Genomic DNA, 20,844 nt, shown 5'->3' with positions numbered 1-20,844 from the left:
CTATTGAGTTATAACGAGACAAACACTATGGTTACTTCTCCGCCAAAGCCCTCTCAGGAGTTATCAGCAGGTAAAACAAAAGCACTAAAGGAAAACATCCTCACACCGAGGTTTTATACGACAGACTTTGAAACTGCGGCCCAAATGGATTTATCTGCCCAAGACACCGAATTACAGGCAATGTTGGCAGAAATGCGGGCGGATTACAACCGTCACCACTTTGTTAGGGATGAAGCGTTTAATGAGTCTTGGGATCATATTACGGGAGAAGACAGACAAGCTTTTATTAATTATTTGGAGAGATCTTGCGTTTCTGAGTTTTCCGGGTTTTTGCTGTTTAAGGAACTTTCGCGCAAATTAAAGGATCGCAGTCCGCTGTTATCGGAAATGTTTAACTTGATGGCGAGAGATGAAGCGCGTCATGCGGGATTCCTCAATAAAGCAATGGGGGATTTTGGCTGTACGATGGATTTGGGTTATTTGACAAAGAATCGGGTTTACACATTTTTCCCGATCGAATGGGTAATTTACACAGTTTATTTATCCGAAAAAATTGGGTATTGGCGCTACATCATTATTTATCGCCATTTAGAAAAACATCCTGAAAATCAGTTTTATCCTTTATTCCGCTACTTTGAAAGCTGGTGTCAGGATGAAAACCGTCACGGGGATATTTTTAAAGCCTTGTTGCGATCGCAACCAAAACTGTGGCAAACTTGGCAATCTCGCTTGTGGAGTCGCTTTTTCTTGCTGACAGTTTTTGCCACTCATACTTTGACGGTTCACGAAAGAACAGGATTTTATAAAGTATTGGGATTAGATGCAACGAAATTTGATGCGGAAGTAATTCGCAAGACTAACGAATCAGCTGCACGCGCTTTCCCTTCAGTTCTAGATACAGAAAATCCAGAGTTTTTCGATCGCCTACATCGCAGTTCCGATCTAAATTTAAAGATGTCCCAAATTGATGGTAGTTCTCAACCCAAATGGTTGAAAGCGTTACGTAAATTACCACTTCAATTATCAATTTTCGGTCATTTGCTGCGGATTTATCTGCTCAAAGGTGTTGATGCAGAAACCTTGAGAGGAACCGTGCGTTAGAAAACTCTACCAGATCCCCAAAGTCCAGATCCCCGACTTCTTGAAGAAGTCGGGGATCTTGCTTAGACTCAGATAAGAGCACCAAGAGGCAGAGCCTCCTTTTTTCGTTCCCAGGTTGAACCTGGGAACGAGGATCTGGGAGGTTCTACCTCCCCTGCTGCAAAATCTGAGTTAGAGAACTGCATAAATTTTTAAATCGCTCCCAATCATATAAAGTAGACCAAAATACAAGGAGTTCAGCCTTTGTAGCTAGTCTAGAACGTTCCATCTAGTTGCTCAGGATACATTTATGCCATTGGACTGCTTTTATCGCCTACCCCATAGCCTAGAAGAAAATCGTATTATCTGGCGAATCGATCCGCGATTAAAGAGAAGCATTGACTCGTTATGCCAAGATCTCAACGAAAGAACATCGGAAACCAGAGTAGCACTAAATTTATTTGAACAGTTACAAAGGTATCCAGAGGATAAATTATGCAGAAATCATTGGATTGCTTTTTTACAAAGACGTTGCGAAAAAGTAGTTCGGCAAATTCTGTCTTTTTTCCCCGTTGGATACCGTGCTACTTATTTCCAAGATTTATTCTCAATTGGATCTGAATTGGTAAGCAACCCAGTGAATTTTTTTGAAAGATTTGATGAGCGTCGTTTTGAAGTTACTTATTTCTATCCCACATTAAAGAGTTTTTCTGAGCGAAGAATTAAGAATTCTTTAATCCCACCACTCAGAAGAATGAGCGGACTAGAAACACTAGGGAGAAGCAACTTAGGTTTAGTTGCACGCTCTAGCCGCAAACAAGTTACAGAAGCGTTACAAAGCTTAGGCTACAATCAAACAAATTTATCTCAATATCTGCTAATTTGGCAATGTTTTCAAGAGGTAAGAGCCTCATTAAATCTGCGAGTAGACAGATTTGAAACAGAACAGTTTCAAGAAATTGCGAACCGTTATTCTGAAATTCACCAAGAAAATTTGAGACAGAACATTAACGCAAGAGAAGTTCAAGATTGTTTAGAAAATATTGGCATTGCCATTCGCAGACTACTAGATCCGCCTATTAGTTCTTTAGATAGTTATACTTATTGGTCAACGGATGAGAATATATCTTTTATTGACAATCTTCCTTCCCAGCAGAGATGCGATGAAGAAATGGAGCAAACATTAGCTTCATTCAAGGAATTTGTTGCTCAAATACTGCAAGGATTAGAACAAGTGGCAGAAAAGCAAACTCTTTTTCTTAGGTATGGTTTAGAACTAAAACAAGGTCAAATTGGTAGACAATTAGGTAATTTACCACAATGCAACATTAGTCGCTGTCTCCAAAGATCGCACAAGCACATTTTGTTACAAATTCGTGATTGGGTTAGACAAAATCTGCAAATAGAACCAAGTTTAGAAAGCAGCAATGAAATTGAAGCCGTATTATGCGAATACTACTCGGAGCAAATCGATCGCTTTTTCGATAAAGCAATAAGATTTCTGGGAAATCAAAGCCGAGACTTATTAAGGCTATTCTATATTGTTAATTTGCCACTCCAGGAAATTAGCAATCTAATGCAAAAATCCGAACAGGAAGTCACAGAACTACTAGCAGCAATTAAACAATGGCTATTTGATAGCATAACTGATAGTATTCAGAGAGAAATTAAACTTGAATTACCGTTAGAAAGCAGAGCTACAGCGCAAATTTCCGTACTTACCGAAACTCGTTTACAAACTCTTTTGCAACTTTACATTTAGCCAATTGAAACTCAAAGCCATGAACTTGAACATAGAAACATTAAGCAACATTTATTCGGAACATCTTTGGTTAACATTGTCGGGGGATGATTTGAAAAAAGCTGAACCCGATCCGCGAGATTATTCTAATCAAACAGGTTGCCATCAGGCTTACATAAATCGTCTGTGTCTCAATCTTTTCTTGAAGTGGATGCAGGAGAATTTAGAAACAGAAATTTCGCCTAATATATTTCCCAATGAAAAGTTTTTCTGCAAAATATGGGAATTTGTGAATGGATGTGGGATTAATTTGGGTAACAAAAGGCTGGTACTAATTCCCAGCGATGCGATTGATATTGCAGGTTTTTCTGTACCTCAAGAATGGGTGGATATTCCTAATTGGGCAGCAGATTATTATCTACCTGTGAGAGTTGATTTAGAAGAAAAATATTTGCATTTTTGGGGTTTTGTGAGCCGGGAAAGTTTGAAAGCTAAGGCAGATTACGATTCAATTTATCGCCTCTATCATTTGTCAGGAGATTGGGTGATTCCGCACTTAGAAATACTGGCAGTTAAGCTTGAGCTTTCTCCTGATGAAAAAGGTTCAGTAATAGCTTTGCCCAAATTATCTGAAACTGAAGCGGAAGATTTGATGGAAAAATTGAGCAAACCTTCGCCTTATTCGCCACGCTTGAAGGCAAAGTTTGAAAAGTGGGGTGCATTGTTAAATGAGAGTCGTTGGTTACAAGAATTGTACCAAAGGCGGGTTTTACCACTAGGAAAAATTTGCAGTCTGAGTGAGTGGTTAAATGGTGCTGTGGAAGCAGGTTGGCAGACTTTTGAAGATTGGTTAAAAAGCAAAACTGTAGCACCTACATTTAGACTCAAAAAAGTGAGGGGAGTTGAATTGGAAACGCCAGAAAAAATTAACCGAGCAGTTAAGCAGTTACGTAACAGTCAAAGTGAGGTAACTTTACCTCAGAATATGGAAGATAAAAATGCTTTGGTTCAGTTGATACTACATACTAGTGATGAAACAATTCGCTGGAAAGCTGCTGAATATTTGTGGACGATCGATCCAAATTACCCTAATCCGGCGATTAGAAGAGTGATGGATTTAGGTATGCAATTAAAGGGAAATCATATTGCTTTGATGATAGCAGTTTTGCGAAAATTGGATGGTCAAGTTGCTGTGTTGCTGCGAGCTTATCCAATGGGAAATTCTTTGCAGAGTAGCGGAGTTTATGGTTCTAAATTACCTCCAGGTTTGCGATTAATTGGACTTTATGAAGATGGTAATCCTATCCCTGGTTTGGAGGCTACAGCGAGAGAAAAACCGCTAGATAATTACATTTCTTTGAATTTTAGTGCTGATGTTGGCGATCGCTTCCACGTCCGCTTAACTCTAGACAACATTAGCATTACTGAACAATTCGTTGTTTAATATAATTATCAAAACCCAGCCGTAGAAAGAAAAAGCCAATGACCAAAGTAGTTGTCTTCCGAATTGCGACAGGTGATTTTGAGCAAGGTTTCCCGCTTAATCTCGAAATTCGAGAAAATGGGAGGCTCTGTGCTCCCGAAGTCTCTGGTTTTCTTGCACCAGCACCGGATCTTCTTCAATACTACGAGGAATGGCAACAAGCTTACTACGACTGGCTTGAAGATCCAAATAGTCGTTCCTGGGGACGACAATTTAATGTTCCACCGCAAAGTAATACCAATTTTTCCAGCGAGGACAGTAGAGAGCGAGTAAGAAATGCGGCTGATAACTTAGAACAAGAGTTCAACAATTGGTTAAATAATTCCCCGCTGGCATCTATTAGAGAGGAGTTACTTCAAACTGTAAGACGTGATGAATCTGTAAAATTTTTCATCCACACTAACAACCCAGAATTACAAAAACTCCCTTGGGAACTTTGGAGTTTTCTTAGGGAACGTTATGGTCATCCTGAAGTAGCTTTATGTAGTATAAGAACACCAGGAAGAGGCGCTCTTAGTATTCCAGTAAGAATTTTAGTAATTTTGGGAAGTGACGACAATATTGACATTGAAACAGATTGGAATGTTCTTCAGGAAAACTTAGGAACAGCACAGTTAACTCTCTTGATGCAACCTGAATCAGAAATATTCCGACAAGCATTGATTCATCAATCTTGGAATATTATCTTTTTTGCCGGACATAGTTATACTGAACCTGGGGGAAATGATGGGAGAATTTGGATAAATAATCAAGACAATCTATCGCCACAACAGTTAGGAATCGCGTTGGAAAGAGCAGCCAGAAATGGATTAAAATTGGCAATTTTTAATTCTTGTGATGGATTAGGTTTAGCACGGCAATTGGAAAGGTTGCGTATTCCTAATATTATCGTGATGCGTCAGCCAATTCACGATGAAGTGGCACAAAAGTTTTTGAATGATTTCCTGATTAGTTTTGCTAATGGTGCTTCTTTAGAGCGGGCGGTGCATGAAGCCCGCGATCAGTTAAGGTTGATAGAACATCGCTCTCCTAATGCTTCTTGGTTGCCTGTAATTTTCCAAAATCCTGAAGAACCACCACTATTTTATCCACAGGAAACTCTTCGCCAAGAAGGAAGAAATAAGAAGTTTAAGTTTTGGCAATTGAGTGCGATCGCTTTCGTTTTATCATTGCTCGTATTTGGCATTTCACATCATTTATTACCCAAGTTTTATCCTCAGCCAACAGCTTGTGAGATTCAACTCAATAAAGATTTACGAATGATGAGTTGCGGGGAAAAGGCTTTAATGAATCCGAAAGAAAGTCAGCCGCAACTAGAAAAACAAAAAGGTATTGATGCGATCGCTAATAGAGACTATTCCCAAGCCGTTAATCTACTAACAAAAGCATGGAATGAAAAGAAAGATCCAGAAACGCTTATATATTTGAACAATGCCAAGATTATGGCTGGGAGTATTAATCCAGCTAATATTTACACTATCCCTCTAATAGTTCCCTTCTCCAATTCTCCAACTTTCGTGAGTGAAGATATCGTCAAGGGGGTAGCTTGGCTGCAAGAGCGATTTAATAACGATCCACAAAATAAATTGAAAATTAAAGTTTTACTGGCGGATGATAGTAATAATAAAGAACAGGCTCGAAAGATTGCTCAAGAATTAGTAAAGCGGCAAGATGTTCTGGCTGTTATTGGTCATTATTCCAGCCATCTTTCAATTAATGTAAAACCAATTTATGAAAGCAACAAATTGGTTTTACTATCGCCTACCAGTACGGCTAATGATGGACTAAGTTCTACTCATCCTAATAATATTTTCTTTAGACCTGTATCAACTACTCAATTAGCAAGTTATTCTTTAGTTGATTATCTCCTTGCTAAAGGTTATCAAAAGGTAGCTATTTTTTATACAACAGGTAAAGCTTTTAGCGAAGCTTCAAAAAAAGATTTTAAAACCGCTTTGAACGATCGCATACAAATTGTTGCTGATTTTGATTTAAGAGAAGATACATCTAAAATAAAAAGTAAGGTGGCTTGGGTTAAACAAAAGTTTAAAGATACAGCTATAGCGCTGTTTCCCGATGCTTATACTATTTCCAATGACTCCAATAAACTAGAAGTAATTAAAGAGAACAATGGGGAATTATTAATTGTTGGCGGCGATACAGTACCAGAAGACAAAGTTTTAGCTTTAGGAAAGACAGCATTGCAAAAAATGGTCATAACTGTTCCTTTTTATGCCTCAGATAATACTACTAAAGAATTTCAGGAATTTTGGGGAAAGACAGAGTTAAATTGGCCTGTGATTATGTCATACGATGCCTTACAAATGGTGATTGATGCCATACAAATTCAGCTATTTAAACCCAGCCGAGAGGGAATACAGAAAGCCTTAGCAAATCCAAAATTTAGTAGTCAAGGTTTAAGCGGAAAGATTACTTTGAAAGGAAGCGATCGCCAAGAAAATACCAATACACTAATCGCACCTGATTGTTCTTCTGAACCTTGCACTTGGCGGGAAATAAAAAACTAAGTATAGAAGGCTACTCAGCAGAAAAAAGCAAAATTTTATAAAAAAATAAGAAATTTAACTTGACGAAACGGAAAAAAATTTTGTATAACTTGCTTAAGTATTATCGAGTCCTATTCTCATAATTAAGGGGCGATAAATATGGGCAAGCAAGTCATCTTCAGAATTGAACAGGGTAATTTTGAAACAGGTTTTCCTATAACCTTAACCATTAGGGAAAATAGAGAAGTTTGCGTTCAAGAAGTCAAAGGTAGACTTGCACCAGCACCAGAAGTTATCGAGCATTATAATAATTGGCAAACAGCTTACTACTCTTGGGGAGAAAGCAACCGTTGGTGGAGACGACAGATTAATGTTCCACCACAAACTAATTCTAACTATTCCAACGAGGACACTAGAGAGCGAGTAATAAATGCGGCTGATAGGTTAGAACAAGAGTTCAATGATTGGTTAGATCGTTCCTCCTTAGCTCCACTGAAACAACGACTGCTACATACAGTTGGTCAAAACGACTCAGTAAATTTTATTATAAAAACCGATAACCAAGATTTACAGAAACTTCCTTGGGAACTATGGCGTTTTCTTCAAGAGTATTATGATTATGCTGAAGTTGCTTTGAGTAGCACAAGCACCCGCAGAAGAGGAGCTTTGAAAAGCCAAGTTAAAATTCTAGTTATTCTGGGAAGTGATGAAAAAATTGATATTCAAACTGATTGGAATATTTTGCAAGACAAATTAAACAATGCCAAATTAATTTTATTAAGAGAACCCGGAAGAGAAGAATTTGTAGAAAAGCTAGTTAATCAACCTTGGGATATTATCTTCTTTGCTGGGCATAGCTCGACGCATCCTAGCGGAAATGATGGGGGAATTTGGATTAATAATAATAAAAATGATGAAGGATATTTATCAACCATAGAGCTTGAAAGATATTTAAGAATAGCAGTTAGAAATGGCTTAAAATTGGCAATTTTTAATTCTTGTGATGGATTGGGATTAGCACGAAAATTAGAAAAGTTACAAATTCCTCATATTATTGTAATGCGCCAACCAATTCATGATGAAGTGGCGCAAAAGTTTTTAAATGATTTCCTGACTAGTTTTGCTCATGGTGCTTCTTTACATCAAGCTGTACATGATGCTCGCGATCGGTTAAGGTTGTTGATAGATAATAGTTCTCCTAATGCTTCTTGGTTGCCTGTAATTTTCCAAAATCCTGAAGAACCGCCATTATTTTATCCACCAAAACCACCAATACCAATTAATTGGAAAATTGTTCTGGGAGGAATAGGAGGAACGATCGCACTTTTTACTCTTGGTTTGGCAATCTACAAATTCAATGAACTATCAAAAGATGCTACTCTTGCGCCCGGAATTAGTTTAGGAGAAGAAATTATCAGCGAAAAAAATATTACTCCAGAAAAAGAAGCTGGAGTGAAAGCATTTAGAGATAAAAATTATTTAGAAGCGATCGAATACTTTAAAGCATCTCTTCAGAAAAACCCTAACGATCCAGAAACCCGAATCTATTTAAATAATGTCAGAGCAGCTAATACCAAAGCAACTATTAAAATTGCTGTCAGCGTACCTCTTGGTAGCAACCAACCTATAGGGGAAGAAATGTTGCGGGGTGTGGCTGAAGTTCAAGAGGAAATTAACCGTGATGATGGAATTATGGGTAAGCAATTACAAGTAATTATTGCCAATGATAATAACAATGATAACCTAGCTAAAGAAAATGCTGAGAAGTTTGTCAAAGATCCGGCTATTTTTGCAGTTATTGGGCATAATGGCAGTAATGCTTCAGTAGCAGCGGCTCCGATTTATCAGCAGGGGAAATTGGTGATGATTTCTCCAACTAGCTTTGCTAATCAATTGAAAGCAGATTCGTATGTTTTTCGTTTGGTTCCGCAAATTACTTTTTTTGCTGCACAATTATCTCAAGGTTTAGGCAAAGTAATTCCTCAACCGAAAGTTGCCATTTGTGTGGATAATATATCTCCAGATCAAGAATCCTTTAAAAATGAATTTAAGTACGTTGTTACAGCTTACAAAGGACAGCATATCGAGGTTAACTGTAACTTTTCCGATCGCACTTTCCGTCTTAGTAGCGTCATTGATGTAATTAAAAATCAAAAAGTTAACAGCTTGATGGTAGCACCTTATGTGGATAATTTGCCAAAAGCGATCGCACTATTCAAAGAAGTTAAACAAAATAAATTGCCTGTTAAGCTATTTGGTAGTCCAACTTTGTATAATGATAAAACCGTCGAATTGGGAAGAGACGCAGTGGAAGGTTTAACATTATCTGTTCCCTACTTTCCTAATCAGCAAGAAAAAGAATCATTTGGGAAACTCTGGAAAACTGAACTTAATACTTGGCGAGCATCGACAGCTAAAGATACAACAATTGCGATCGCAACAGCTTTACAAGAACTACTTAAACAACCAGATACAACACGCCAAAATTTAGACCAAATCCTCAGAAACCCAAACTTTAAAGTTCAGGGAATCACTGGAGAATTTAAGTTTAACAGCAAAACAGGCGAACGTGAATTTCTCTTTCAGCAACAGCGTCCTGATACATTAGTTCAAGTTCAAAACGGTAAATTTGTTAAAATTGAGTAGCTTCCCATTAATCGAAACTAAATTATTATTCATAGTCTTAGCAAAAAATCATAAAGTATAGCAGAATACGTTAATTGTAATTAAATTTATTCAAAAAACAAAAACTCTGCATTGACGAAATAAAAAAAATTTGTTACTAATTGCTTAAGCGCGATCGAGTCTCAATGTTTTGGTAATTAGAACGACGATCGCATTTCATTGTGCGGAGTGATACAGCAACAACTAGATAAGTTTTGACTGTATTAAACTTCCAAATCTACTATATTAAAAATACTAATAATAGATTTGGAAGAGCAAACTGCATAAGTAACATTCCTTCAGACATATCAGAGATTAAATCAAGATTTACACTTGCTTTTTAGTCAATTCTTGAGGGAATCATCTATGTCTACTTCCACTGCGCTAAATAGTCTATTTAACGCTGATTTTTATCGATTTCAGAATCCTGATTTGGCTGGCTTGGACAATCAACAAGCTTTTGCACACTGGAGAAATGCTGGCATAGCAGAGGGGCGATCGTTCTCACCCTTCATCGACTTAAATTTTTATCGCTCTAGTAACCGCGATCTAAGAAACTTAGGAAATACCGAACTATTCAATCATTTGGCTAATGTAGGTTTGTCAGAAAATCGGAGATTTTCACCTTTTGTAGACCTAAAATTCTATGAAGATAGTAACCCTGATTTAGCTAGATTAAACTTAAGTAAACCGAAACTTTTAGAACACCTGTCTAATTTTGGCTTGAATGAACGGCGAGTTTTTTCTAGATTTATTGACCTCAATTTTTATAAAGCGAATAATGGCGATTTAGCAACTTTAAATAATCGCCAGTTATTTGACCATCTATCCCAGTCGGGTATCAATGAAGGACGCATATTTTCACCCTTTGTAGACCTCAATTTTTATAAGTCTAACAATCGGGATTTAGCCGCTTTAAATAACCGTCAATTATGGGAACATTTTCTAATAAACGCTTTGGCAGAAAGACGTAAATATTCACCATTTTCTTTTAATTCTACATTCGGATATGGTTTAGTAAATGCAGCAGCAGCAGTCGCTAAAGCAACTGGACAAAGCACTTTCCCCGATGTTCCCAATTTAGGTGGTGATAGTTGGGGATTAGATATGATTAAAGCTCCAGAAGTTTGGCAAAGAGGTGTTACTGGACAGGGAATTGTAGTAGCGGTTATAGATAGTGGAGTTGATTACTTCCACCCTGACTTAGATAATAATATTTGGGTGAATACCAGAGAAATTGCGGGAAATGGAATTGATGACGATCGCAATGGTTTTGTTGATGATATTCGCGGTTGGGATTTTGTCTTTGACGATAGCACTCCGTTAGATATAGACGGTCACGGTACTCATGTAGCAGGAATAATTGCGGCAGAAAATAACAATTTCGGTGCAACAGGAGTAGCTTTTAATGCCAAAATTATGCCAGTAAAGGTACTCGAAAGATTCCCTGAAGATGACCTCGCTTCTGGAACTGATGATGATGTCGCAGCCGGAATTCGTTATGCTGTTAATAACGGAGCCAGAATAATCAACTTAAGCTTGGGTGGTTCGTCTACTCTACCCAAAACAGCAGCAGCTATTAAAGATGCTTTTGAAAAAGGTGTTGTTGTTGTTTCATCATCTGGAAACGATCGCGATTTTGCGCCTGAATATCCAAGTCGTTATGCTACTCATTTTGGCATTGCTGTTGGCGCAGTCGATCGCAATAAAGTTATTCCTGCTTTTTCTAACGATGCTGGTTTTACACCGATCGATTATGTAGTTGCACCAGGAGTAGATGTTTATTCCACATCTGATTTTGACCGATATGAAACTAAAACTGGGACATCAATGGCTGCTCCTCATGTAGCGGGAACTGCTGCTTTGATTTTAAGTGCCAATCCCAATCTATCACCTACTTTGTTAGAAAATATCTTGACTACAACAGCTAATCCAGTAGGATTATTTGCCTAAACTGAGATCCCCGACTTCTTGAAGAAGTCGGGGATCTGTTTTGGGATCTGTTTTCGTGAAAAATCTATCTAAAAGCATAATTCTTGGGAGAGTTTTACCTTTATAAAAGAGTGAGTGTGAACAGCTATGGGTGTGAATGGTTTCAAACAAACTCGATCGAGAGCGTTTAGAGGAAGAAGTTTTTATCTTTCCAGCCTCGTTTGCTCAACAGCGCTTATGGTTTATTGAACAACTGCTTCCGGGAAACGCTTTGTACGTGATTCCGCTTGTATTTCGGCTGACGGGTGCGCTAGAGCAAACGTACCTCCATCAAAGCATCCAAGCCTTGATCCACCGTCACGAAATCCTCCGCACTACGTTTGAGGTTGTAGATGGGCAATTGATGCAGGTAGTCGCAACTAACTGGCAAGTCCCACTAAAATTTACTAATTTACAGGTATTACCAGCCAATATTCGGGAGGAAACAGCACTAGCTGAAATTTGGCAAGAGATTCAGCAACCTTTTTATTTAGATAAAGAACCACTATTTCGCGTTCGACTCTGGCAATTGCATGATACTGAACATCTATTGTTAATAGCATTGCACCACATTATTTTTGATGAATGGTCAAGCGGTGTTTTGATTCGGGAGTTGGGCGAAATTTATCGGGCGTTGGTGGAAAATAAGCCAGCTACTTTACCCCAATTACCAATACAATACGCCGATTTTGCCCACTGGCAGCGGGAATGGTTGCAGGGAGAAGCGTTGAATGCTCAGTTGCTCTACTGGAAACAACAGTTAAAAGATGTGCCTGTTCTCAATTTGCCTGGTGCTTCTCGTTCTTGGGCGCAAAGTCATCGGGGTGCGAGTCAATTACTGGAGTTGCCCCAATCGTTGCTGGATGATTTGGAGAATTTAAGCCAAAAAGCGGGTGTAACGCTGTTCATGACTCTGCTAGCGGCATTTCAGACTTTGTTGCATCGCTATACGGGGCAGGTGGATATTGCGATCGGATCTCCCATTGCCAACCGTCATCGTAGCGAATTAGAGGGATTGATTGGGTTTTTGGTTAATAGTTTAGTGTTACGCACCAATTTGGATGGCGATCCGACTTTTCGCGAATTGTTGGATCGAGTCCGGGATGTTACTTTAGCAGCATACTCTCACCAAGATCTGCCATTTGAGAAACTGGTGGAAGAATTGCAACCTGTTCGTAGTTTGGGTCAAAATCCCTTATTTCAAGTTGTCTTTGCGCTGCAAAATACACCGATCGAACAATTAGTATTACCAGGATTAGTTCTCAGTCCCGTAGATTTGGAAACCAAAACTGCGCGTTTTGATTTGGAATTATATCTTTGGAAATGTGGCGATAATTTCAGGAATTTGTGGGGTAAAGGTTGGCAGCATTCTGACGGATTGCGTGGTTTGATAGTTTATAACAGCGATTTATTTGATTCAACTACGATCGCATCTCTAAAACAACATTTTCAAACATTATTAGAGAGCATTGTAGCGAATCCAGATTCTCATCTTTCTCAACTCTCATTATTAACTACAGAAGAACAAGAAAATTTGTTACAGATTTGGCAAGGGAATCAATCCTATTTTCCAGCAAATTTATGTATTCATCAATTATTTGAGGTGCAGGTTAGAGAAAGACCTAGTGCGATCGCTCTTAAATTCGGCAAGCAACAATTCACTTATCAAGAGTTAAATCAAGGCAGTAATCAACTAGCACGATATTTGCAAAAGTTAGGCATTAGTTCGGAAATGCCTGTGGCAATTTGTTTAGAACGTGGGGTTGAGGCGATCGCTGCAATGTTAGCAATTTTAAAAGCTGGTGGTGCTTACGTTCCCCTCGATCCGACTTATCCTCCAGAACGACTACATTTTATGCTGGAAGATGCCGGAATTCAAGTGGTATTAACTCACGAAAATTGGGCGGATTTACTACAAACTGATAAAACTAAAGTAATTTGTTTGGAACGGGAATGGGATTTTATTGCTAAAGAGTCAGATGAGAACTTGTCTATTCCTGGGAAAAGTGAACAGCTTGCCTACATAATTTACACTTCTGGATCGACTGGAACACCTAAAGGAGTGATGATACCCCATCGAGCAGTAAATCGATTGGTGTGTCAAACAAACTATGTGCAGATAGAACCAAGCGATCGCATTGCACAAGTAGCAAACCTCGCCTTTGATGCGGCAACCTTTGAAATTTGGGGTGCATTACTTAACGGTGCTCAATTAATTGGAATTGAGCGAGAGACAACGCTTTTACCGATTGATTTTGTTACGGAATTACAGCAACAGCAAGTTAGTATTTTGTTTTTGACAACGGCGTTATTAAATCAAACAGTTAGTCAGATTCCTGCTGCTTTTCGATCGCTAAAATACCTGCTATTCGGCGGTGAAATGGCGAATGTCGATCGCGTGCGAACAGTGCTGCAACAAGGCAAACCCCAACATCTGATTCATGTTTATGGCCCTACTGAAAATACCACATTTTCTACTTGGTACGAAGTGCAAGACATTCCAGAAAATTATACAATAATTCCCATTGGAAAAGCAATTGCTAATACTCAAGTTTATCTGTTAGATGCTAACTTAAATCCAGTTCCAACAGGTGTGAACGGTGAAATTTATTTGGGCGGAGATGGACTGGCATTAGGATATTTGAATCGTCCAGAATTAACAGCAGAAAGATTTATAAATTATAAATCAAAAAACGAAGCTGTAGAGACGTTGTATACAACGTCTCTACCCGCAAAACTTTACAAGACTGGCGATCGCGCTCTTTACCGTTCCGATGGCAATCTTGAGTTTTTGGGACGAACAGATTATCAAATCAAGATTCGAGGATTTCGGGTAGAGTTGGGCGAAATTGAAACAGTTATTGCTCAACATCCGCTGATAGAAACAGCAGTTGTAATTGTGCGTGAGTTGGAAAGTGAACGCCAGTTAATTGCCTATTTTGTTCCTAAATGCTATCCCCCAGATCCCCGACTTCTTCAAGAAGTCGGGGATCTAAGCGATGTCAGAGAATTGCGATCGTTTCTCAAAACAAAATTACCTGCTTATATGCTTCCTGTGGCATTTGTTAGATTAAACAATTTACCCCTTACTGCTAATGGCAAAGTAGATCAAAAAGCACTACCACCTCCTAACTTAAATGTTGCAACAGAAATCACTCCAAACATTGCACCTACAAGTTCTTTGGAAGCATATTTAGCAGAAATTTGGACGCAACTTTTAGGGCGGAAACAGATAGGAATTCATGATAATTTCTTTGAATTGGGAGGACATTCCTTGCTGGCGACTCAGCTTGTTTCACGGATTCGCGATCGCTTATCTGTAGAATTACCTTTACGCAGTGTGTTTGAAACACCAACGATCGCAGAATTAGCCCAAAAAATCGAAACTTTGAAATCGGGATCGCCCAGACGTGAGGAAATAGAAATATGATGACTAGAACGATCGCAGAATTTGTTTCCCATCTCAAAAGTTTGGATGTTCAGCTATTTATTGAGGGTGAAAAACATTCTCCAGAAAAGATGCGTTTGCGTTGTAACGCCCCTGAAGGAATACTAACAGCTGAATTGCGTCAAGAATTAGTCGATCGCAAAACCGAACTCATCTCATACTTGCATCAACAAAAGGCAGAAGATAAGAAAGGGAACAGAATAAATTCTTCTATCCCCTCTGCCCCTCTGCCCCTCTGCCCCTCTGCCCCTCTGCCCCTCTCTTTTGCTCAACAGAGATTGTGGTTTTTATATCAACTTGCACCAGACAATCCTTTTTATAATATACCTGCGGCAATTCGCTTAATTGGGAAGTTGGATCGAGGGGCATTAGAGCGATCGTTTCAAGAAATTGTACGCCGTCATTCTGCCCTTCGCACTACATTTAAAATCATTGATGGACAACCTGTACAAAGTGTTGAAAATGATGTTAAATTTGAATTATCAGTGGTGAATTTGCCAACGGTTGCTGTTAGTGACAGAGAACGTATTAGTCAACAATTAGCAACAGCTGAAGCACAAGGTCCGTTTAACTTAACAACCGATCGACTTTTGCGAGTAACATTGTTAAAATTTGACTCAAATGAAGCGGTTTTATTGCTAACTTTACATCATATTGTTGCTGATGGTTGGTCTTTGGGCGTACTGATTCGGGAACTAGCTTGTTTTTACACAGCATTTGTTGAAGGAAAGACACCAGAATTACCAGCTTTACCTATTCAATATACTGATTTTACTTGCTGGCAACGTAACTGGTTAAAGGGGAAAGTTTTAGAGGAACAATTAGCTTACTGGCGTAAACAATTACAAGATTTGCCAGTGTTGGATCTGCCAAGCGATCGCCCCCGCCCATCTGTTCAAACTTACCGAGGCGCAACTTTTGGGCTGCATATTTCCCCTACTCTCACTCAAGGTTTAGAAGCTTTGAGTCAGCAGTCAGGCGGATCGTTATTTATGACTTTGTTGGCAGCTTTTCAAACTTTGCTTTATCGTTATACTGGGCAGGTTGATATTGCGATCGGATCTCCCATTGCCAACCGTCATCGCAGTGAGTTAGAAGGATTAATTGGCTTTTTTGTTAATAGTTTGGTGATGCGTTCGGATTTATCTGGTAATCCTACCTTTCGGGAATTACTCGATCGCGTTCGGAATGTAGCTTTGGAAGCATACACCCATCAAGATTTACCCTTTGAAAAATTAGTAGAAGAATTAGAGCCCGATCGAAATCTCAGTCATAATCCCTTATTTCAAGTTGCTTTTGCCCTGCAAAATGCCCCCATTCAACCATTAAAATTGCCAGGTTTGAAGTTAGAACCTGCACGTTATGAGTCAGGAAGTACCCGATTTGATTTAGAGGTTCACTTGTGGCAATCTACTCAAGGATTGGGAAATTTATGGCAATCTGAGGAAGGATTAAGTGGTTTTATTTCTTATAGTACGGATTTGTTCGATCGCGATCGAATTCAACGTTTAGTCGAACATTTTCAAACGTTACTCGAAGGCATTGTTGCTAATCCCGACACTCATCTTTCAGATTTACCTTTACTGACGATCGCAGAATATCAGCAAATTGTTGTCGAATGGAATCGATCCCCCCTAACCCCCCTTAACAAGGGGGGAACCAGATTCAATGAACCCTTTGTCAAGGGGGAAACGGAATTCAAAGTCCCCCTTGTTAAGAGGGAAACGGAATTCAAAGTCCCCCTTTTTAAGGGGGAAACGGAATTCAAAGTCCCCCTTTTTAAGGGGGAAACGGAATTCAAAGTCCCCCTTTTTAAGGGGGAAACGGAATTCAAAGTCCCCCTTTTTAAGGGGGAAACGGAATTCAAAGTCCCCCTTTTTAAGGGGGAAACGGAATTCAAAGTCCCCCTTTTTAAGGGGGAAACGGAATTCAAAGTCCCCCTTTTTAAGGGGGAAACGGAATTCAAAGTCCCCCTTTTTAAGGGGGATTTAGGGGGATCGATATCATGCTGTTTTCATCAAATATTTGAGGCACAAGTTGAATCAGATCCAGAGGCGATCGCAATTGTATCAGAAAATAATTCGCTCACTTACAAAGAACTTAATCAAAAAGCCGATCGACTAGCACAAATTTTGAGACAAATGGGAGTGCAAGCAGATACTTTGGTTGGGTTATGTGTAGAACGATCTGCTGATATGGTAATTGGGATTTTGGGAATTCTTAAAGCTGGTGGTGCTTATGTGCCACTCGATCCTAATTATCCTCGCGATCGGCTTCATTTCATGTTAACTGATACACAGGTTTCGATTCTATTAACTCAATCCTGGTTAGTTGAATCTTTACCAACATCACCAGCACAAATACTTTGTCTCGATCGATCAGATTCTCTACCTCATGATACCCCCCTTATTAAGGGGGGCAGGGGGGATCTAATTATTAAGGGGGGCAGGGGGGATCTAACCCTAACTCCTGACAATCTTGCTTATGTAATTTACACTTCAGGTTCTACAGGTAAACCGAAAGGAGTTCTTCTGACTCATCGCGGTTTATGCAATGTCGTTGAGGCACAAAAAAACGTCTTTCATTCATCTCGAAATAGCCGAATTTTGCAATTCAGTTCTCTAAGTTTTGATGCGTCAATTTTCGAGATTGCTTTAGCATTAGGTTCTGGTAGTACTTTATATATTCCACCCAAATCTGCCCAACTACCGGGAATGGAATTAGTGCAATTTCTTCAAGATAACGCGATTACTCATGCTTTGCTAACTCCAGCAGTTTTAGCTGTTTTACCATCTGCGGAACTTCCAGCACTTCAAGTATTAATTACAGGTGGAGAAAGTTGCTCAAGTCAAGCGATCGATCGCTGGGCGAAAAATCGTCACTTTTTCAACGCTTACGGGCCCACAGAAACTACTATTTGGGCAACCGTTGCCGAACTTTTTCCCGGCGATAATCCTTTAAAAATTGGTCGTCCAATCCTCAATACCCAAGTTTATATTCTTGATGCTAATTTGCATCCCGTTCCGGTTGGTATTCCAGGCGAATTATACATTGGCGGCGTAGGAATTGCGCGTGGTTATCTTAATCGCCCAGAGTTAACAGAAGAAAGATTTATTAATCTTGAATTCTTAAACTCAAAACTCAAAATTCAAAACACAAAACTTTACAGGACTGGCGATCGCGCTCGTTACTGCAATGATGGTGCGATCGAATTTCTTGGAAGAGTCGATAACCAAATTAAAATCAGAGGTTTTCGAGTAGAATTAGGCGAAATTGAAGCGACGTTAAAATGCCATCCAGCTATTAGAGATGCGGTGGTTATTACCTCTGATCAAATGCGTTTAATCGCTTACTTTAGCCTCGATCTCGAACATTTTCAGCAAAATGTTTTACAATCGCTACAAACCCAACAAATTCAACATTGGCAAACTCTTTATAACCAAACTTATCAACCCAAAAATCAAACTCAAAACTTTAATATTACAGGTTGGAATAGTAGCTATACTGGCGAACCAATTCCTGTGGAACAAATGCAAGAATGGGTGAGCGATCGCGTTGACCAAATTCTCGCCCTTAAACCCAAACGAGTCTTAGAAATTGGTTGTGGTACAGGATTATTACTATTTCTAATTGCGCCTCATTGTGAAAAGTATTTAGCCACAGACTTTTCAATGGTTGCTTTGGAAACTATTCAGAATCAATTAAGTAATTGCAATTTACCTCAAGTCGAATTACTGCACCGAATGGCAACTGATTTTGAAGGTATCGATCGAGCATCATTTGATGTGGTAATTTTGAATTCGATCGTCCAATATTTCCCCAGTGTCGATTATTTAATGCAAGTAATTGATGGTGCAATTCAAACACTCGCTCCCGGTGGCGTTTTGTTTATTGGCGATGTCCGAAGTTTGCCTTTACTAACAGCTTTTCATACTTGGGTGCATTTTTGTCAAGCAGATGCAACAATGGAAAAAAGTCAACTCCAGCAATTAGTAAATCGCTCGCAATTTTCCGAACCGGAATTAGCGATCGATCCGCGATTATTTTATGCTTTGCGCGATCGATTTCCCCAAATTCAGCAAGTACAAATTCGGCTTTCACGCGGTCGAAATCACAATGAAATGACCCAGTTTCGCTATAATGTTTTGCTGCGAACAGATCCCCGACTTCTTCAAGAAGTACTAGATCCCCGACTTCTTGAAGAAGTCGGGGATCTAGCAGAGATTAAAGATAAACTAATAGAGACTCAACCAGAATTATTGATAATTAAAAATGTTATAAATAGTCGGGTAAATTCTACTGTTAAAATTGCAAATTTGCTAGGAAATAAAGAAGCTCCAAAAACAGTCGTCCGAATGCGAGAAATGTTGGAGGATTCTACTGAAAAGGGAATCGATCCTCAAGATTGGTGGGATTTAGAAAAGGTACTGCCTTACAATATAGAAATTACTTGGTCAACTGAAACTCAAACAGGTAACTATGATGTGTTATTCATTCGTCATGGCGTTAATAAAACAGTTAATTTTGCCATTCCTGAACAACTGAATCAATCCTGGCATCACTACACAAATGAACCACTCCAGTCTCAATTTGCCCGTCAACTTATTCCTGAACTCCGCGATCATCTGAAACAAAGTTTACCCGATTACATGATACCTTTCGCTTTTGTGCCATTAGAAACGCTACCTTTGACTACTAATGGAAAAGTCGATCGCCAAATCCTCCCTACTCTCGCTGAAAATCCCATTGAGCAACCAAATAAAGAAATCGCAAAATTAACCCCAACAGAATCAACCCTTACTGATATTTGGAAAGAACTCTTGCGACTCAAAAACGTAAATATTCACGACAACTTTTTTGAATTAGGAGGACATTCCCTTTTAGCAACACAAATGACTTCCCGCGTGCGCGATCTTTTTGGCATCGAACTACCTTTAAAAAGTCTCTTTGAAGCACCAACGATCGCGCAACTAGCCCCCATCCTAGAAACCTTACGCGACACCACTTTAACCCCAAAAATTCCTCCTTTAGTTCGACTCGATCGTTCTGCTTACCGTCACAAGCGATCGTCTCTAGCACAACAATCTGCACAATCAACGCTACTCAAGCAAAATTATCAAATTCTTCAACCCCTCGACTTTCAAAAATCTCCAGCTAATAGATCGCCTCTAGTTCCCTTAACTCTTGGGGGAAACAAACAACCCTTTTTCTGCGTACATCCCATGTTTGGAGTTGTGTTTCCCTATCTGGAACTGGCGCATTATTTAGGTAGCGATCGCAGTTTTTATGGATTACAACCATTAGGATTAGATGGAAAAACTTCGCCTTTAAATCAAATTGAAGCGATCGCATCCTACTACATTCAAGCAATTAAAACCATTCAACCGCAAGGCCCTTATTTTCTCGGAGGATGGTCTTTTGGTGGGTTAGTTGCCTTTGAAATGGCACAACAATTAACAAAAGCAGGACAAAAAATCGGGCTTTTAGCAATTATTGATACACCAGCACCCAGCAATAAACCATCTTTTTTGCAAAGTCTCAAGTTTCTCTTGGGAACTGCACTCTGGTCTGTGCTACCATTTTTGCTGGACTATGGCGCACTTGCCACAAATCGTTGGCAATGGTCTGCGATCGGGCGTTTGCTTTCCGAAGAATCCCGATTAAAGTTGTTAGATGAATCTGCGATCGCACCCATGCTAAAAATCTTTTATGCTAACGCTCAAGCCGCTTACCAATATGTACCACAAAATTACTCCAAACGGATTACAGTATTTAAAGCTGCTGAACAAATTGATTCTGTTAAAGGCGATCGAACTTTAGGCTGGAGTACATTAGCAAGTGACATTCAACTGCATCAAATACCCGGAAATCACCTATCTTTGTTAAAACAACCTCATGTTCAAACCCTAGCTGAAAAACTTGGGCAATATTTGTTATAAACACAGAGCAA

At 39.2% G+C, this 20,844-nt stretch carries 8 protein-coding genes; all 8 read left to right on the top strand.

Annotated features, from left to right (window positions below):
• Window positions 1–27 precede the first annotated feature (27 nt).
• On the top strand, window positions 28–1,101 hold the full coding sequence (acsF, locus tag ACE1CI_RS19510; RefSeq protein WP_496615584.1) for a magnesium-protoporphyrin IX monomethyl ester (oxidative) cyclase: 1,074 nt from the start codon (window positions 28–30) through the stop codon (window positions 1,099–1,101).
• 289 nt (window positions 1,102–1,390) lie between these two features.
• Window positions 1,391–2,842 carry a hypothetical protein gene (locus ACE1CI_RS19505; RefSeq protein WP_413262014.1) on the top strand — a complete coding sequence of 484 codons (1,452 nt, stop codon included), beginning with the start codon at window positions 1,391–1,393 and terminating at the stop codon, window positions 2,840–2,842.
• Between the two features lie 19 nt (window positions 2,843–2,861).
• Window positions 2,862–4,265: a DUF1822 family protein gene (locus ACE1CI_RS19500; protein ID WP_413262013.1), complete on the top strand. Its 1,404-nt coding sequence runs from the start codon at window positions 2,862–2,864 to the stop codon at window positions 4,263–4,265.
• A 38-nt stretch (window positions 4,266–4,303) separates the two neighbouring features.
• Window positions 4,304–6,832 (top strand): ABC transporter substrate-binding protein, encoded by a 2,529-nt coding sequence (locus ACE1CI_RS19495; RefSeq protein WP_413262012.1) that lies wholly within the window; start codon window positions 4,304–4,306, stop codon window positions 6,830–6,832.
• 138 nt (window positions 6,833–6,970) lie between these two features.
• Window positions 6,971–9,457, top strand: coding sequence for an ABC transporter substrate-binding protein (locus tag ACE1CI_RS19490; protein ID WP_413262011.1), 2,487 nt, complete (start codon window positions 6,971–6,973; stop codon window positions 9,455–9,457).
• 384 nt (window positions 9,458–9,841) lie between these two features.
• Window positions 9,842–11,428 carry a S8 family peptidase gene (locus tag ACE1CI_RS19485; protein WP_413262010.1) on the top strand — a complete coding sequence of 529 codons (1,587 nt, stop codon included), beginning with the start codon at window positions 9,842–9,844 and terminating at the stop codon, window positions 11,426–11,428.
• A 136-nt stretch (window positions 11,429–11,564) separates the two neighbouring features.
• Complete coding sequence (locus tag ACE1CI_RS19480; RefSeq protein WP_413262009.1) at window positions 11,565–14,876, top strand: non-ribosomal peptide synthetase; 3,312 nt, start codon at window positions 11,565–11,567, stop codon at window positions 14,874–14,876.
• Entirely contained in the window at window positions 14,873–20,833 is a 5,961-nt protein-coding gene (locus tag ACE1CI_RS19475) for an amino acid adenylation domain-containing protein (RefSeq protein ID WP_496615583.1), read from the top strand. The genes ACE1CI_RS19480 and ACE1CI_RS19475 overlap by 4 nt, the downstream gene beginning before the upstream one ends.
• Window positions 20,834–20,844: the final 11 nt, after the last annotated feature.

Origin of the sequence: Floridaenema flaviceps BLCC-F50 (assembly GCF_041929275.2) — a bacterium.
Classification (GTDB): domain Bacteria; phylum Cyanobacteriota; class Cyanobacteriia; order Cyanobacteriales; family Aerosakkonemataceae; genus Floridanema; species Floridanema flaviceps.
This window is presented reverse-complemented; position numbering and strand designations above follow the sequence as displayed.

Excerpts from the sequence above, each read along its gene's own strand:
- ACE1CI_RS19505 (WP_413262014.1), top strand. The coding sequence starts at position 1,391 with ATGCCATTGGACTGCTTTTATCGCCTACCCCATAGCCTAGAAGAAAAT.
- ACE1CI_RS19485 (WP_413262010.1), top strand. The coding sequence starts at position 9,842 with ATGTCTACTTCCACTGCGCTAAATAGTCTATTTAACGCTGATTTTTAT.
- ACE1CI_RS19475 (WP_496615583.1), top strand. The coding sequence starts at position 14,873 with ATGATGACTAGAACGATCGCAGAATTTGTTTCCCATCTCAAAAGTTTG.
- acsF (WP_496615584.1), top strand. The coding sequence starts at position 28 with ATGGTTACTTCTCCGCCAAAGCCCTCTCAGGAGTTATCAGCAGGTAAA.
- ACE1CI_RS19490 (WP_413262011.1), top strand. The coding sequence starts at position 6,971 with ATGGGCAAGCAAGTCATCTTCAGAATTGAACAGGGTAATTTTGAAACA.
- ACE1CI_RS19480 (WP_413262009.1), top strand. The coding sequence starts at position 11,565 with ATGGTTTCAAACAAACTCGATCGAGAGCGTTTAGAGGAAGAAGTTTTT.
- ACE1CI_RS19495 (WP_413262012.1), top strand. The coding sequence starts at position 4,304 with ATGACCAAAGTAGTTGTCTTCCGAATTGCGACAGGTGATTTTGAGCAA.
- ACE1CI_RS19500 (WP_413262013.1), top strand. The coding sequence starts at position 2,862 with ATGAACTTGAACATAGAAACATTAAGCAACATTTATTCGGAACATCTT.